Source organism: Pseudomonas sp. RT6P73, from assembly GCF_054897715.1.
Genome location: NZ_JBUBUV010000002.1, coordinates 1,977,057 through 1,992,948, shown reverse-complemented (window position 1 = coordinate 1,992,948; position 15,892 = coordinate 1,977,057). Strand labels below are relative to the sequence as shown.

Sequence of the window (15,892 nt, the reverse complement as noted above, 5' to 3'; positions counted from 1 at the left end):
TTCATCCCAAGGAGTAGGGCTTCATGGAAATAGAAGAATTCGGCTACAAACAAGAGTTGAAACGTAGCCTGTCGCTGACCGACCTGGTGGTGTACGGGATGATCTTCATGATCCCCATCGCCCCGTTCGGTGTGTACGGTTACGTCAACGCCGAAGCACCGGGGATGGTGCCGCTGGCCTACATCATCGGCATGGTCGCGATGCTGTTCACGGCCCTGAGTTACGGCAGCATGGCACGTGCCTTTCCGATTGCCGGCTCGGTGTATTCCTACGCGCAACGCGGCCTCAACCCCCATGTCGGGTTTATCGCCGGTTGGCTGATGCTGCTCGATTACCTGCTGATTCCGCCGCTGCTCTACGTGTACGCAGCCATGGCGCTGAATCACCTTTACCCGGACATCCCCAAAGTCGGCTTCATCCTGGCGTTCCTGGTCAGCGCGACCTTCGTCAACCTGCGCGGCATCACGTTCACCGCACGCATGAACATTGTGTTTCTGCTGGCGCAATTGGTGGTGCTGGGGATCTTCCTGTTCTACGCCTGGAATGCGCTGCACAGCGGCGGCGGCAACGGTCAGCTGACCCTGGCGCCGTTGTACAACCCCGACACCTTCAACTTCGCCCTGCTGATGCAAGCCGTGTCGATTGCGGTGCTGTCCTTCCTCGGCTTCGATGCGATCTCCACCCTCGCCGAAGAAATCAAGGGCGACCCGGGCCGTAGCGTCGGCAAGGCGGCGCTGATCACGCTGTTGGTGATGGGCGTGATCTTCGTCGTGCAGACCTGGATTGCCACTGACCTGGCGGCCGGCATGGGCTTCACCTCCGCCGACACTGCGTTCTATGAAATCGCCGAAATCGCCGCCGGCAGTTGGCTGGCAACCCTGACCGGCGTGGCCACGGCCCTGGCCTGGGGTGTAGCGGTAGCCATCACTTCGCAAGCGGCGGTCTCGCGCCTGCTGTTCGGCATGGCCCGTGACGGCAAACTGCCGAAAGTGCTGGCCAGGGTTCACCCGAAACACAACACCCCTTACCTGAGCATCTACCTGGTGGCCGTGCTGTCGCTGGTGATCTGCTACCTGTTCATTAACTCGGTAGACACCCTCACCTCGCTGGTGAACTTCGGCGCGTTGAGCGGTTTCATGTTGCTGCACCTGACCGTCATCAATTATTACTGGCGTCGGCAGAAGTCCGGCCAGGTGATCCGTCACCTGATCTGCCCGGTGATTGGCTTCATCATCGTCGCGGCCATCATGTACAACATGGGCGTCGATGCACAAAAACTCGGCCTGATCTGGATTGCCTTGGGCCTGGTGTATCTGTTTTTCCTCAACAAGCTGGGCGCCAGCACGGCGCTGCCCGACCCGAGCAACGGCTGACAAGAAAAAGAGCGGCGTCTGACAAGAAATCAGGCGACCGCCGATTTAATGCGTGGAAACCGACAGTGATAGTCAGGTTCGGGATACATCGCCGAACCCTTTGATACAGGAGTACATCCATGCTGGTCTTACGCCCAGTCGAGTTAACCGACCTGCCCCAGTTGCAGCAACTGGCGCGCGACAGTCTGGTCGGTGTCACGTCCTTGCCGGACGACACGGAACGCCTGCGGCTGAGGATTCTCGACTCCTGCGCCTCGTTCGAGAGCGACGTTGAGGTTCATGGCCCGGAGAACTATTTCTTCGTGCTGGAGGATCTCGCGGACCGGCGTCTGGTGGGGTGCTCGGAGATCCTTGCCACCGCCGGTTTCAACGAGCCGTTCTACAGCTTGCGCAACCGTCACTTCACCAGCGCCTCCCGGGAGCTGAACATCGAGCACGGTGTGCCTGCGTTGTCGTTGTGCCAGGACCTCAGCGGCCACACCTTGCTGCGGGGCTTTCATATAGACACGGCGCTGGTTCGCACGCGGTTTTCAGAGTTGCTGTCCCGGGCGCGTCTGTTGTTCATTGCCGCCCATTTGCAGCGCTTTTCCGAAGCGGTGATCACCGAGATCGTCGGTTACAGCAGCGATGAAGGGCAATCACCGTTCTGGGATGCGCTGGGCAAGCATTTCTTCGATCTGCCCTACGCCGAGGCCGAGCGGCTCTGCGGTCTGGAGAGCCGGACCTTCCTCGCCGAACTGATGCCGCACTACCCGATCTACGTGCCGATGCTGCCCCAGGCGGCACAGGATTGCATCGGCCGGATCCACCCTGATGGCCAGGAAGCCTTCGATATTCTTGAGCGCGAGGGATTTGAAACCAACAGCTACATCGACCTGTTCGACGCTGGCCCGACGCTGTACGCGCGCACTTCGAACATCCTCTCCATCGCCCAAAGCCAGACCGCCACGGCGCAACTGGCTTCGCCCATCGATGGGCGCGGCAGTTACCTGGTGAGCAACGATGCGCTCAAGGATTATCGCGCCATCGTCGCCGATTTGAATGTCCAGGCCGGGCAACCGGTGGGGCTGAGCGCCGAGATGTGCGCCGCCCTGAACGTCACTGATGGCAGCCCGATCCGGCTGATTGCCCTGTGAGCATCACCCGGCCCCGTGCCCAACGACAACGCCCGAACGGGCGCGAAGAAGGAGCTGCATCATGATTGTCCGCCCGGTTCGCATCACCGACCTGCCCGCCTTGATGGATCTGGTGCAACAGGCCGGCCCCGGGTTCACCACCCTGCCGGCCAACGAAGAACGCCTGACGCACCGGGTGCGCTGGGCCCAGCGGACCTTCGCCGAGCAGGTCGAGCGTGCGGATGCCGATTACCTGTTCGTGCTGGAAGATGACGATCAGCAAGTGGTCGGCATCAGTGCGTTGGCCGGCGCCGTTGGCCTGCGTGAGCCCTGGTACAACTATCGGGTCGGGCTGACTGTCAGTTCGTCGCCGGACCTGGGTATTCAGCGGCAGATTCCGACGCTGTTCCTGAACAACGAAATGACCGGCCAATCGGAAATCTGCTCGCTGTTTCTGCGTCCCGATCAACGCCGTGGCAGTAATGGTCGGCTGCTGTCCCTGGGGCGCCTGCTGTTCGTTGCCGAGTTTCCGCACCTGTTTGGCGACAAGCTAATCGCCGAACTGCGTGGCAGCGCCGACGAACAGGGCTGTTCACCGTTCTGGGACAGCCTGGGCCGGCACTTCTTCAAGATGGATTTCAGCCACGCCGATCACCTGTCGGGGCTGGGCAGCAAATCGTTCATCGCCGAACTGATGCCACGCCAACCGCTCTACACCTGCCTGCTCACCGAACAGGCCCAGGCCGTCATCGGCAAGGCACACCCGAACACGGAACCGGCACTGAAGATTCTCAAGGCCGAAGGTTTTGTTCATCAGGGCTATATCGACATCTTCGACGCAGGCCCGGTGATCGAAGCCCCGATCGCTAAAATCCGCACCGTACGCGACAGCCAACCGCTGGTATTGGCCATCGGCACGCCTGACGAGCAGGCCCCGGTGTGGCTGATTCACAACCGCCGCCTGGAAAACTGCCGCATCACCACTGCCCAGGCGCGGCTGGTGGGCAACAGCCTGATCGTCGACCGACTCACCGCCAAACGCCTGCAACTGCAACCGGGGAATTCTGTGCGGGCGGTGCCGCTGCCCGATCAACAGCGGCAGGCTGTTGCCGCGTAATCGCAATCTGAATCCTCCCCACCCCTGTGGCGAGGGAGCTTGTCGGAACGCCGCACCGTCCCGCTGGGCTGCGAAGCGGCCCCAAAACCTGCCACCCTATTTTTCCAGACGCACCGCACCCATCGTTTTGCGACTGCTGCGCAGCCGAACGGGAGCAAGCTCCCTCGCCACAGGTAAACCCTCTCACCTCAGCCAACCCCCTCACCACAGACAAGCCCCCTAGCCACACGAGTCAGCATCAATCCGAGCCACCCCACAAAATTCGTCATCATCTTCCCCTCGTCCGCGTGATAGCCTTTTGTTCCTTCGGCGTTGACACCTTTGCTCAAGCCTTTCCATTCCTTTGTATTGGTGGAACTCATATGTCCAGGCTTTCTCATCAAGATTTGCGCCGTAATTTCCGTGAGCTGTTTGCTTCCAACGCCTGCTACCACACGGCGTCGGTCTTCGATCCGATGTCGGCCCGCATTGCCGCTGACCTGGGGTTTGAAGTGGGTATCCTCGGTGGCTCAGTCGCCTCGTTGCAAGTGCTGGGCGCCCCCGACTTTGCCTTGATCACCCTCAGCGAGTTCGCCGAACAGGCCACGCGCATCGGCCGTGTCGCCCAATTGCCGGTCATCGCCGACGCTGATCACGGCTACGGCAACGCCCTCAATGTGATGCGCACCATCGTCGAACTGGAACGCGCCGGCATCGCCGCCCTGACCATCGAAGACACCCTGCTGCCGGCGCAATTCGGTCGCAAATCCACCGACCTGATCGGAGTGGCGGAAGGCGTCGGCAAGATTCGCGCGGCACTGGAAGCCCGGGTCGACTCGGAAATGGCGATCATCGCGCGGACCAACGCCGGGATCCTGCCGGTCCAGGAAATCATCAGCCGCACCCAGCAGTACCAGAAAGCCGGTGCGGACGGGATTTGCATGGTAGGTGTTCGTGACTTCGATCACCTCGAACAAATTGCCGAACACCTGAGCGTGCCGCTGATGCTGGTGACCTACGGCAACCCGGCGCTGCGCGACGACAAACGCCTGGCTGAACTGGGCGTGCGGGTGACCATTGACGGGCATGGCGCTTACTTTGCCGCGATCAAGGCGACTTACGACAGCTTGCGCGAACAGCGACAGATCTTTACCCAAGCGTCGGATTTGAGCGCGACCGAGCTGACTCACACGTATACGCAGCCTGAGGAATACATCCGTTGGGCGGAAGAGTTTATGAGTGTGAAGGAATAGCTTTCATCTGGCGTAATTTGTAGCGTGCAACGGCCCCATCGCGAGCAGGCTCGCTCCCACAGGGTTTAGCGGTGAAGGGTCAGACCGGGTCGAGCAGTTCGTGTTGGGGCTGGCCGTCGACGCGGCAGATAACGCGGTTGCGGCCGGTGCTCTTGGCTTCGTAGAGCGCCTGGTCGGCATCGTTGAGCCACAGGGTGGCGTCGGTGTGGGCCGGGTTGAACGCCGCCAGGCCAATGCTCAGGCTGACTTTAAGCGCCGGGTCCTGCTCGTAGCCCAGGGAGGCGAAGCGATCACGCAAGGCGTCCATCGCAGCCGCCGCGCTATCGAGGGGCAAGTCCGGGAGGAGCACGCAGAATTCGTCACCGCCATAGCGCCCCGCCACATCAGTCGCCCGCAGATTCTGCTTGAGCATTTTGCTCAGCTGCCGCAGCACGATGTCCCCGGCGACGTGGCCGTAGGTGTCATTGATTATTTTGAAATGGTCGATGTCGATCAACGCAATCGCCCCGCCCTGCTGCTGGCGTTGGCAGCGCTGGAATTCAACTTCGAGCTGATCTTTCCAGGCGCCATGGTTCAGCAGGCCGGTGAGGCTGTCGGTTCGGCTCAGGGCCAGCAGCTCGCGTTTGTGCCGGCCAAGGGTGGTGGCCTGGCGAAAGCAGATCCAGCCCAGCGCCAGTGGATACAAAATCAGCAGCGGTAAGCAGGCATACAGTTGCAACGCACTGGTTTGCGCGAAGAAGACCGGTGTGAAAATCAGCATGCCGACACCGATCCCGAGTACCTGCGCGGCCGTGCCTACCAGCAGGAAACGCAACCCGCCGATCGCCACGTTGTTCATGGCCATCATGGACAGCGTCGCCGCGCTCGGCAGCGGGTTGAAGTGCATGGCGGCAACCCAGAAGCCGCCGAGAAAGGCATCGACCAGGATGTTGCGATGTTCGGCGTGAAAGGGCACCTCCGCCCGACGCGCCCATTGATAGGCAACATGTGGCCAGATAACGCCATTAAAGACCATAAGTCCCCAAACCCAAGGCGCCGGGTTGAGTGGATACATCGCCGCGCCTACGCACAACAACCCCAAGGCCAGCCCCAGGGTTCGCGATGTATAGAGCCTCCTGGCCAGTGAAAGTCCTTTTCCTCCCGTTTTTCCCATAGAGGCCTCTGCGCCACAGAACGGAACCTGACACCACAAGGGTTGCGGGCGTGCTGGGAGTCTATCAGGGCAACGTTAAATAGCCATCACCGGCGGGCAGCCTGAAGACAATGCAGTCTGTAGGAGCGAAGCTTGCTCGCGAAGAACGATGACGCGGTTTTGCCTGATATACCGCAGCGCCCCATTCGCGAGCAAGTCGGATCGCCGCACCGTTCGCTCCTACGGGTTACGTGGGCAATGTTTGGGCTATACATGAAGGAAGGTTTGGATAAACAACGATAAAAAAGGAGGCCCATGCAAACCTTTCAAGTGTTGATCATCGGCAGCGGTTTTGGCGGTCAGTGCGCGGCGATCAATTTGCTCAAGGCAGGCATCGACGATTTTCGCCTGCTGGAACGACGAAACTTCTTTGGCGGCACCTGGTGCCAGAACACCTACCCCGGCGCGGCCGTCGATGTGCCCTCGCCGCTCTATTCACTGTCCTTCGCCCCTTACCGCTGGACGCAAATGTTCGCCGATCAGGCTGAACTGCACCACTACACCCAGTACGTGGTGGAGCACTTCGGCCTGCGGGACAAGGTCGAGCTGCAAGCCAATGTCGAGCGCATCGAGTGGGACACCGACGGCCAACGCTGGGCGGTGCACACCGGCGCCAAAGGCACGTTTTACGCGCAGTTCCTGATCAACGCGACGGGGCCGCTGAGCCAACCCGTCGTCCCACACTTTGAAGGTCAGGAACGCTTTCAGGGCAAGACTTTTCACACAAACAATTGGGATCACGCCTTCGACTATTGCCACAAACGCGTCGCCATCGTCGGCAGCGGCGCCAGTGCGGCGCAGGTCATTCCGGCCATTGCCCCCGACGTCGAGCACTTGCATGTGTTCCAGCGCACGCCGCACTGGGTATTGCCACGCGCCGACCGCACCTTCGGACCTTTCCAGCGTTGGCTGCTGGGCCTCAAACCGGCATACAAACTGCTGCGCTGGATGCTCTATTGGCAGTTCGAAACCCGTGTCATCGCCTTCAAATACTCGAAACCGGCCATCCGCCTGGTCCAGCAACACGCCCTGCGCTTCCTCAAACGCCAGGTGCCCGACCCCGAATTGCGCCGCAAATTGACCCCGGACTTCACCATAGGCTGCAAGCGCGTGATTGTCTCAAGCACCCTTTACCCGGCGCTCGGCCGCAGCAACGTGACGTTGCACAGTCGCGAACAGGGCATCGCCTCCATTGACGAAACCGGCATCGTCACCCAGGACGGTCAGCACATCGACCTGGACCTGATCGTCTGGTCCACCGGGTACGACGCCACCGACGGGGTGATTTCCTACCCGGTCACCGGCAAAAACGGCACCCGACTCAAAGACGTCTGGGCGCAGTACCCGCGGGCCTATCTGGGCACCAGCCTGCCGGAATTCCCCAACCTGTTTATCGTCACCGGACCCAACACCGGCATCGGCCACACCTCAGCGCTGTTCATCATCGAATCGCAGATGAATTACATCCTCGACTGCATCCGTACGCTGAAAGAACACGGTTTGCGCAGCATCGAAGTACGCCCCGAAGCAGAACGTACCTACACTGAGATGATCCACCGCGAAATGGAGCGCACCGTGTGGAAGTCCGGAGGTTGCCACAGTTGGTATCAAAGCAAGAGCGGTCATGTGATTGCCATGTTTCCGGGGTTCAGTTTCAGCTATCACCGTTTGACCCGGGCACTGAAACCCGCTGACCACATTTTGTCCTGATCACGTAAAAGGAAGATGCCTGATGCTTGTGTTGGTTGTCCTTATCGCGGTTTTTGTAGCCTGGAGTTGGCTGAGTTACCCGGCCATCGGTTACTGGGTCTATGACCTGAGTATGGCCATGGAAGCCAAGCTGTATCGGCTGCACAAGATCGTCGTACCGATCACGGAAATGACCGTCTCGACCTGGCAAGGCGGGCCGTACGAAGCGTCCAGCAGTGTGCTGATGTTGCACGGGTACAGCGCCGACAAGAACATCTGGCTGCGCTTCGCCCGGCACTTTGTCGGCAATTATCGGGTGATCATCCCTGACATCGCCGGTCATGGCGAAACCGGGTTCAAGGCCGGTGGCGGCTACGATATTCCTCTGCAGGCCAAGCGGATGATCCAGCTGCTGGACGTATGCGGGGTCGAGAAAGTCCATGTGATCGGCAACTCAATGGGCGGCTACATCGCGGCGTGGCTGGCGGCGACATACCCGGACCGGATTGCCTCCGTCGCCCTGATCGATCCGGCCGGCGTCACGTCTCCCGAGCCCAGCGACCTGGAGCGACATTTGGCCAAGGGGCACAACCCGTTTTTGATTCATTCACGGGAGGAGTTCCAGCGCTTCTACGCCATGACCATGGCCGAGCCGCCGTGGGTGCCCGGCGTGGTGCTGGACGCCATCGCGCAGCGTTATGAACAGAGTCGCGATGAGCTGGAAGAAATCTTCAACGACTTTCGTGCCAGCCCGCCGATGGAGCCCAAACTGCCCGACATCAAGTGCCCGGCGCTGTTGCTGTGGGGGCACAAGGACCGCCTGATCGACGTCAGCAGCGTGGCGGTGTGGAGTAAAGGCATCGCTGATTTACGCGTGGATATCTGGGATCACAGTGGCCATATGCCGATGGTCGAGCAGCCGGCCAATACCGCACGGTTGTATGGCGAGTTTTTGGGGTCGCTGCGCTCGGAGAGCCGTTCGCATCTGTAATCCCCGAGATCGTGTAGCAGCTGCCGAGCTGCGCGAGGCTGCGTTCGGCTGCGAAGCAGTCGTAAAATCAGGCACCGCGCGGTTTCAGTAATACCGTGCATTCAGGATTTACGACTGCTGCGCAGCCGAACGCAGCCTCGCGCTGCTCGGCAGCTGCTACACCGGCACAGTGAATGCAGTCCCTGGGAGAATGAAGTCCGTAAGATTCTTCGTTTGTCGGCGTTGCAGAAGGCTGCGATCTTTTCCCACATCCTTCTCGTTACCGTGCCAGGAATTTTTTTCATGAGCCACCCAAGCTTCGTCAGCCCTGACCTGATCCGCCAACGCTTCTCCAAAGCGATGTCCGACATGTACCGCGAAGAAGTGCCGCTGTACGGCGCGCTGATGAAGTTGGTGGAGCAGACCAACCTTCACGTGCTGGAAAGCGATCCGCAGGTGGCCCGCCAGCTTAACAGCACCGGCGAAATCGAGCGGCTGGACCTGGAGCGTCACGGCGCGATCCGCGTCGGCACCGCTGACGAACTGGCCACCCTCGCCCGACTGTTCGCGGTGATGGGCATGCACCCCGTCGGCTATTACGACCTGACTCCGGCCGGCGTTCCAGTGCATTCCACGGCATTTCGCGCCGTGCACGAAGCTTCGTTGCAGATCAGCCCGTTCCGGGTGTTCACCTCGCTGCTGCGCCTGGAACTGATCGAAGACCTGGAACTGCGAGCTTTCGCCCAGTCAGTGCTGGATAAACGCCAGATCTTCACCCCGGCAGCGCTTGCACTGATCAAGCGTGCCGAAGCCGAGGGCGGTCTTACCGAACAAGAAGCCCAGGATTTCGTCGAACAGGCGCTGGAAACCTTTCGCTGGCATCACAGCGCCACGGTCACCGCCGAGCAGTACCAGAAACTCAGCGCACAGCATCGACTGATCGCCGACGTTGTTGCGTTCAAGGGCCCGCACATCAATCACCTGACGCCGCGCACCCTGGACATCGACATCGTCCAGGCGCAAATGCCCGCCCACGGCATCACGCCCAAAGCCGTCATCGAAGGCCCGCCCCGCCGTCAGTGCCCGATTCTGCTGCGCCAGACCAGCTTCAAGGCGCTGGACGAGCCGATCGCCTTCACCGATCAAGCCGAGACCCGCGGCAGCCACAGCGCCCGTTTCGGTGAAATCGAACAGCGCGGCGCAGCACTCACGCCAAAAGGCCGGGCGCTTTATGACCGTTTGCTCAACGCCGCCCGTGATGAGTTGAAGGACTTCCCCAACGAGGCCAATGCCGCGCGTTACAACGCGCTGATGGCTCAGCACTTCAGCGAATTCCCTGACACCTACGAAGGCATGCGCCAACAAGAGCTGGCGTACTTTCGCTACTTCGTCACGGAAAAAGGCCTGGCGGCGGATGAGCTGAAATCGTTGCCGCTGGAAGATTTGCTCAGCGGCGGTTATTTGCGTGTTGAACCATTGGTGTATGAGGATTTTCTGCCGGTGAGCGCGGCGGGGATTTTCCAGTCGAACCTTGGGGACGCAGCGCAGACCCACTATGGCGTGCATTCAAACCAGCAAGCGTTTGAACAGGCGCTGGGGCGCTCGACCATTGATGAATTGGGACTGTATGCCGAAACGCAGCGACGCTCGATCGAGCAGTGTTTTTCCGCGTTGAACCCCGCTATCTAAGGCGCCGCGGACCTGTAGCAGCTGTCGAGCAGCGCGAGGCAGCGTTCGGCTGCGCAGCAGTCGTAAAACCTGAGATTGCGGTTTTCCTGAAACACCGCATCTCCTGATTTCACGACTGCTTCGCAGCCGAACGCTGCCTCGCGCTGCTCGACAGCTGCTACAGGTCCGGCGGTTAGGCTAGTTTCTTCAACAACGCCTCAGCCGCAGCCTCGGACGACGCCGGGTTCTGCCCGGTGATCAGCAAGCCATCGGTGAGCACATAACTCGCCCAATCCGCGCCCTTGGAATACTCACCACCCTTCTCCTTCAGCATGTCCTCCACCAGAAACGGCACGACATTCGTCAGTTGCACCGCCTCTTCCTCCGTGTTGGTAAAGCCTGTCACACGCTTGCCTTTGACCAGTGGCTGACCATCCGCACCCTTGACGTCACGCAACACACCCGGCGCATGGCAGACCGCTGCGACCGGTTTTCCTGCCTTGATAAACGCTTCGATCAACGAAATCGAATAGCTGTCTTCGGCCAGGTCCCACAGCGGACCATGACCGCCAGGATAAAACACGGCGTCGTAATCGGCTGGTCTTACGGTACTCAGCACAGCCGTGGAAGCCAGCGCCGACTGCGCCGCGGAGTCTTTGCGAAAGCGCTCGGTGGCAGCGGTTTGCGCGTCCGGCTCGTCGCTTTTCGGGTCCAGCGGCGGCTGGCCACCCTTGGGCGAGACCAGCGTCAGTTGAGCACCGGCATCCTTGAAGGCGAAGTACGGTGCGGCGAATTCTTCCAGCCAGAAGCCGGTTTTCTTACCCGTGTCACCCAATCGATCGTGGGACGTTAAAACCATCAGGATTTTCATGTCGTGCTCACTCCACTTCAGGCTTGTTCGGACGCTCGACGGCGCTGTTTTTATGGACCACTCGGGCAGTTGATTCGTTGCACTGGATGCCAGGCGCCTTTGAGTGATGGCGTAAAGCCTTGCTGCGCAAGAAGTTGCGCACTGCTCGCGTCAAAAGCCCCTGAAGGATCGCTGATCGCCCGGCCTGTCAGGCCCTCCAGCCAAGTGCGCAAGTTCTTGCGCAGTACTGCGCAAGAACTTGCGCATATTCAGGCGACAGCGCTTTTAGAAATATTCGCCGCCCTCTAAAACAAGCCTCAATACCTTGATTTACATGGCCTTAACCGTTTCTGGCACGGACCTTGATAACAGTCAGGCACCCACCGGGCGATACCGCCTCCCGGGCACTCTCACTTTATTCAGCAAGGAGCACATCCATGGCTACTCCAGCGTACATGTCCGTCACTGGCGAAAAACAAGGTCTGATCACTGCCGGCGCATTCACCGCCGACTCGGTTGGCAACACCTACCAGGAAGGTCACGAAGACCAGGTCATGGTTCAGGCTTTCAGCCACGACGTGATCATCCCGCGTGATCCGCAGTCCGGCCAGCCAACCGGTCAGCGCGTTCACAAGCCAGTTGTAATCACCAAGGTCTACGACAAGGCTTCGCCACTGCTGCAAGCTGCTCTGACCTCCGGCGAGCGCATGAGCGAAATCGTTATCCAGTGGTACCGCACTTCGGCTCAAGGTACCCAAGAGCACTACTACACCACCAAACTGGAAGACGCGATCATCGTCGCCATCAACAACAAAATGCACAACTGCCAGGATCCGTCGAACTCCCACTTCACGCACCTGGAAGAAGTACAGTTCACCTACCGCAAAATCACCTGGACCCACGAAGTATCCGGTACTTCGGGTTCCGATGACTGGCGTCTGCCGGTCGCCTAAATCAGGCCGACCGTCACAAGCATCGGCCAGCTCTGCTGGTCGATGTTGTTTCCGCCCTTCCAGAATTTCGCGTCCGTTGACCCGGTTTCCGGGTGTCAGCGCATGCCGCAGCACTGCACGAGGAACAAGGGATGTTCGCGCCGGCCAATCAAACTCACTTTGCCCTGACCATCGAAGGTCTTTCCAGCGACTTTCAGGTCCTTTCCCTGCAAGGTCGGGAAGCCATCAGCCAGCCTTTTGTGTTTGAGGTGGAACTGGTCAGTGAACAGCCGTCCCTGGACCTTGAGACCCTGCTGCACAAACCGGCCTTTTTGCAGCTCTCGCCTGACGGCAGCGGCATCCATGGCCAGATCTACCGCGCCGCCCAGGGTGATTCCGGCAAACGCCTGACCCGCTACACGGTGACCCTGCGCCCGCAACTGTCCTACCTCGCGCACCGCATCAACCAACGCATCTTCCAGAACCTCACTGTGCCGAAAATCATCGGCATGGTCCTCGAAGAGCACGGCATCCAAAGCAACGCCTATGAATTCAAAGTCGGGGCGATTTATCCCGAGCGCATTTACTGCGTTCAGTACGATGAGTCGGACCTGCAATTCATCCAGCGCCTGTGCGAGGAAGAAGGTATCCACTACCACTTCCAGCACAGCGCCACAGCCCACAAACTGGTGTTCGGCGATGACCAGACGGTGTTCCCGAAACTCGCACCCGTGGCCTATCAGCAAGACTCCGGCATGGTCGCCAACGACCCGGTGATCAAGCGCTTCGACCTGCGCCTGGAAACCCGCACCAGCCGCACCACCCGCCGCGATTACGACTTCGAAAAACCGCGCATCACCCTCGAAAGCGAAAATCGCGGCGACGCCCTGCCCGACCTCGAAGACTACGATTACCCCGGTCGTTTCATCGACCGCGAGCGCGGCAAACACCTGGCCAAGCGCAACCTGGAACGCCACCGCAGCGACTTCCAACTCGCCGAAGGCAAAAGCGATCAGCCGTTGCTGGTCAGCGGCCACTTCCTGGCCCTGACCCAACACCCGAAAGCCAAATGGAACGACCTGTGGCTGATGACCGAAGTCCTGCACGAAGGCAAACAGCCGCAAGTGCTGGAAGAGTCGGTCACCAGCAACACGACCAATCTCAAGGGCGACTTCCACCAGGGCTACCGCAACCGCTTCCAGGCCACGCCATGGGACGTGCCGAACCGCCCGCCGCTGACGCAAAAGAAGCCGCGCATCCTCGGCAGCCAAAGCGCCGTGGTCACCGGGCCCAAGGGTGAAGAGATCCACTGCGACCAGTACGGCCGCGTCAAAGTGCAATTCCACTGGGACCGCGAAGGCCAGGCCGACGACAAGACCAGCTGCTGGCTGCGCGTCTCCTCCGCCTGGGCCGGCGCCCACTACGGCGGCATCGCCATCCCGCGGATCGGCATGGAAGTCCTCGTCACCTTCCTCGAAGGCGACCCCGACCAACCGCTGATCAGCGGCTGCCTGTACCACAAGGAAAACGTCGTCCCGTACCCCCTGCCGGCGAACAAAACCCGCAGCACCTTCAAAACCCTCAGCTCCAAGGGCGGTGGCGGCTTCAACGAACTGCGCATCGAAGACAAAAAAGGCCAGGAGCAAATCTTCCTGCACGCCCAGCGCGACTGGGACGAAAACGTCGAACACGACCAGAAAATCCGCGTCGGCAACGAACGCCACGACACCGTCGAGAAAAACAGCTACAGCGAATTCAAGGCCGAAGAACACCACACCGTCTACGCCGACCGCAAAGTCGAAGCCCGCGCCAACGACCACCTGACCGTGGGCGTGAACCAGCACATCAAGATCGGCACCGGGCAATTCATCGACGCCGGCCAGGAAATCCACCTGAGCAGCGGCATGAAAGTCGTGCTCGAAGCGGGCAGTGAACTGACCCTGATTGGTGGCGGCAGCTTTATCAAGATCGACGCCAGCGGCGTGACCCTGAGCGGGCCGGTGATCAACATGAACTCTGGGGGTGGGCCGGGAAGCGGGACGGGGGCTGCGCCGTTGTTGCCGGGGGTGTTGAAGCAGGCGGATGCGGATAAGGCGGGTGCGGTGTTGACGCCGGCGCAGATCAATACGTTGAAACGTAATGCGCCTTTTTGTGAAGAGTGTGAAAGGTGCAAGGCGGGTGTATGCGATATAGCAAAACCAGCCCAAGATACTGAAAAAACCAGTCACGACTTAGTGTTTTTAGTCAATGATGAAAAAACGGGTAAACCAAAGCAGAATGTCCCCTATCGAATAACGCTTGAATCCGGGATTATTGTTGATGGAGTCACTGACAATAAGGGGATGACCCAAAAAGTCTCATCTAACAAAGCTGAAAAAGCCACTATCGAGGCCCCGTATTATGGCAACACAACAAGCGACGCTCACTCCCACCACGGATCAGACACCTGTAACTGTTAGCATCCCGACCAAGGAGCTAAGCGGCACGCAATGGGTTGCACGATTTCCGACCAGTACAAGTGTGGGCGACCTCACGACTGAATTCGAAGCAAACGTGAACAAATTCATTGCCGCCATAAAAGAAGCCGGAGGCAGTGTCTCAATTGCTGCAACCTATCGGCCCAAAGAGCGTGCGTATTTAATGCACTATTCCTCAGCAATCTCTAAAGGAATTATTGCAGCGGAAGACGTACCTGAAATGGACGGTGTAAACATTGAGTGGGTTCATAGCACCTCAGCGCAATCGATCAGCGCCGCGACCAGCATGGCGTCGGGCTATGGAATCGTTTATCCGCCGGCACTGACAAGCCGCCACACACAGCGAAAAGCCATTGACATGACAATATCCAACATGTCTGGAAAAACAATTGTCAATGCTTCTGGCGCCTCCGTTGTGATTACTCATTTAAGCGACTTGAATCCAGTAGGTAGTACATATGGAGTTAAAAAGCTTGTTTCCGACCCTCCACATTGGTCAACCGATGGACATTAAACTTGCCCTGCTCATCATTCTGACTATTTTTTCAGGGCCAGCATCTGCCCAAGACATTGGGTTTGGATTTATTAAAAGTAATCCAGACGGGAAAACTTATTTATATACAACCCAGAAAATTGAAAGCAACGAAGTCATTTCAGTCCAATTCCCTAAAGACAAGGGAACCGCTGCTTGCTGCAAGTTAACAAAAACAACTGGGGAAAAGCAGCAGCCGGGTGATGCAATGGACCTGCTCAACGAATCCGACATACACATCTATGGGCTCGACATTCAATACAAAGAGCCTTTCATCGGCATAGCGGTAGTGGGTAAAAATGCAACCGAAAACGGCGCCTCGGCCGTTGAGGTCAAGGATCAAGCTACAACTATCAGCACCTGCTTGAGCCAAGAAGGCGTTCACCTCTTCTCAAGAAAAAATGGGAACTTGAACGGTCACCTGTATTTGAGCCTCGGTTACGACGTAGAGCCAACGTCGAATTCTTGTGAAGCGGAAAATCATGAGTCCGTTCCGACCGACGTCTCCAGCTACATCAAAAACAGAGACAACTGTGACTCTTTACGCGGTGATATTCCTGAGCCGGACCCTGCCGACCCGGGAAATCTCGATCGTGTCATCAGCGATATCAATAAATATTGCAAGGGCACAGACCAACAGCTGAAGCAGTTAAAAGAAAAATACGCCGGAAACGAAAGCGTTGAGAAGTTGCTCTCGACTTACGAAGAAAACATTGAAGCTGACATGAGTTTTTAGATTCACTCA

13 protein-coding genes are annotated in these 15,892 nt (G+C 58.9%); 11 read left to right on the top strand and 2 right to left on the bottom strand.

Features of this window, described 5'->3' with window-relative positions; genetic code table 11:
- The first annotated feature begins 23 nt into the window (after positions 1-23).
- From ACYZT6_RS09705 to ACYZT6_RS09690, 4 genes are all read left to right on the top strand, one after another.
- On the top strand, positions 24-1,373 hold the full coding sequence (locus ACYZT6_RS09705) for an APC family permease (protein WP_462026687.1): 1,350 nt from the start codon (positions 24-26) through the stop codon (positions 1,371-1,373).
- A gap of 119 nt (positions 1,374-1,492) precedes the next feature.
- Complete coding sequence (locus ACYZT6_RS09700) at positions 1,493-2,509, top strand: arginine N-succinyltransferase (protein ID WP_462026686.1); 1,017 nt, start codon at positions 1,493-1,495, stop codon at positions 2,507-2,509.
- Positions 2,510-2,570: 61 nt separating this feature from the next.
- Positions 2,571-3,605, top strand: a complete 1,035-nt coding sequence (gene astA, locus ACYZT6_RS09695) for an arginine N-succinyltransferase (protein WP_462026685.1) — start codon at positions 2,571-2,573, stop codon at positions 3,603-3,605.
- Between the two features lie 362 nt (positions 3,606-3,967).
- Complete coding sequence (locus ACYZT6_RS09690) at positions 3,968-4,837, top strand: isocitrate lyase/PEP mutase family protein (protein WP_461981091.1); 870 nt, start codon at positions 3,968-3,970, stop codon at positions 4,835-4,837.
- A 79-nt stretch (positions 4,838-4,916) separates the two neighbouring features.
- Here ACYZT6_RS09690 and ACYZT6_RS09685 read toward each other — a convergent pair whose 3' ends face one another.
- Complete coding sequence (locus ACYZT6_RS09685) at positions 4,917-5,990, bottom strand: diguanylate cyclase (protein WP_462026684.1); 1,074 nt, start codon at positions 5,988-5,990, stop codon at positions 4,917-4,919.
- 294 nt (positions 5,991-6,284) lie between these two features.
- Between ACYZT6_RS09685 and ACYZT6_RS09680 the strand changes: the two genes are divergently transcribed.
- The 3 genes from ACYZT6_RS09680 to hglS all read left to right on the top strand — a co-directional run bounded on the left by ACYZT6_RS09680 (position 6,285) and on the right by hglS (position 10,377).
- Positions 6,285-7,739, top strand: a complete 1,455-nt coding sequence (locus tag ACYZT6_RS09680) for a flavin-containing monooxygenase (protein WP_462026683.1) — start codon at positions 6,285-6,287, stop codon at positions 7,737-7,739.
- A 22-nt stretch (positions 7,740-7,761) separates the two neighbouring features.
- Positions 7,762-8,709: an alpha/beta fold hydrolase gene (locus ACYZT6_RS09675; protein WP_462026682.1), complete on the top strand. Its 948-nt coding sequence runs from the start codon at positions 7,762-7,764 to the stop codon at positions 8,707-8,709.
- Positions 8,710-8,991: 282 nt separating this feature from the next.
- Positions 8,992-10,377, top strand: coding sequence for a 2-oxoadipate dioxygenase/decarboxylase HglS (gene hglS, locus ACYZT6_RS09670; RefSeq protein WP_462026681.1), 1,386 nt, complete (start codon positions 8,992-8,994; stop codon positions 10,375-10,377).
- A gap of 172 nt (positions 10,378-10,549) precedes the next feature.
- Here hglS and ACYZT6_RS09665 read toward each other — a convergent pair whose 3' ends face one another.
- Entirely contained in the window at positions 10,550-11,227 is a 678-nt protein-coding gene (locus ACYZT6_RS09665) for a type 1 glutamine amidotransferase domain-containing protein (RefSeq protein WP_462026680.1), read from the bottom strand.
- 416 nt (positions 11,228-11,643) lie between these two features.
- On the opposite strand from ACYZT6_RS09665, the gene ACYZT6_RS09660 reads away from it, so the two are divergent.
- The 4 genes from ACYZT6_RS09660 (at position 11,644) to ACYZT6_RS09645 (ending at position 15,883) form a co-directional block, all read left to right on the top strand.
- Positions 11,644-12,159: an Hcp family type VI secretion system effector gene (locus ACYZT6_RS09660; protein ID WP_033058787.1), complete on the top strand. Its 516-nt coding sequence runs from the start codon at positions 11,644-11,646 to the stop codon at positions 12,157-12,159.
- 131 nt (positions 12,160-12,290) lie between these two features.
- On the top strand, positions 12,291-14,597 hold the full coding sequence (locus tag ACYZT6_RS09655) for a type VI secretion system Vgr family protein (RefSeq protein ID WP_462026679.1): 2,307 nt from the start codon (positions 12,291-12,293) through the stop codon (positions 14,595-14,597).
- A complete protein-coding gene (locus tag ACYZT6_RS09650) occupies positions 14,539-15,129 on the top strand; it encodes a hypothetical protein (RefSeq protein ID WP_462026678.1) in 591 nt (196 codons plus the stop codon). The genes ACYZT6_RS09655 and ACYZT6_RS09650 overlap by 59 nt, the downstream gene beginning before the upstream one ends.
- A complete protein-coding gene (locus ACYZT6_RS09645; RefSeq protein WP_462026677.1) occupies positions 15,089-15,883 on the top strand; it encodes a hypothetical protein in 795 nt (264 codons plus the stop codon). The genes ACYZT6_RS09650 and ACYZT6_RS09645 overlap by 41 nt, the downstream gene beginning before the upstream one ends.
- Positions 15,884-15,892 lie beyond the last annotated feature (9 nt).

Excerpts from the sequence above, each read along its gene's own strand:
- ACYZT6_RS09705 (WP_462026687.1), top strand. The coding sequence starts at position 24 with ATGGAAATAGAAGAATTCGGCTACAAACAAGAGTTGAAACGTAGCCTG.
- ACYZT6_RS09700 (WP_462026686.1), top strand. The coding sequence starts at position 1,493 with ATGCTGGTCTTACGCCCAGTCGAGTTAACCGACCTGCCCCAGTTGCAG.
- astA (WP_462026685.1), top strand. The coding sequence starts at position 2,571 with ATGATTGTCCGCCCGGTTCGCATCACCGACCTGCCCGCCTTGATGGAT.
- ACYZT6_RS09690 (WP_461981091.1), top strand. The coding sequence starts at position 3,968 with ATGTCCAGGCTTTCTCATCAAGATTTGCGCCGTAATTTCCGTGAGCTG.
- ACYZT6_RS09685 (WP_462026684.1), bottom strand. The coding sequence starts at position 5,990 with ATGGGAAAAACGGGAGGAAAAGGACTTTCACTGGCCAGGAGGCTCTAT.
- ACYZT6_RS09680 (WP_462026683.1), top strand. The coding sequence starts at position 6,285 with ATGCAAACCTTTCAAGTGTTGATCATCGGCAGCGGTTTTGGCGGTCAG.
- ACYZT6_RS09675 (WP_462026682.1), top strand. The coding sequence starts at position 7,762 with ATGCTTGTGTTGGTTGTCCTTATCGCGGTTTTTGTAGCCTGGAGTTGG.
- hglS (WP_462026681.1), top strand. The coding sequence starts at position 8,992 with ATGAGCCACCCAAGCTTCGTCAGCCCTGACCTGATCCGCCAACGCTTC.
- ACYZT6_RS09665 (WP_462026680.1), bottom strand. The coding sequence starts at position 11,227 with ATGAAAATCCTGATGGTTTTAACGTCCCACGATCGATTGGGTGACACG.
- ACYZT6_RS09660 (WP_033058787.1), top strand. The coding sequence starts at position 11,644 with ATGGCTACTCCAGCGTACATGTCCGTCACTGGCGAAAAACAAGGTCTG.
- ACYZT6_RS09655 (WP_462026679.1), top strand. The coding sequence starts at position 12,291 with ATGTTCGCGCCGGCCAATCAAACTCACTTTGCCCTGACCATCGAAGGT.
- ACYZT6_RS09650 (WP_462026678.1), top strand. The coding sequence starts at position 14,539 with ATGGCAACACAACAAGCGACGCTCACTCCCACCACGGATCAGACACCT.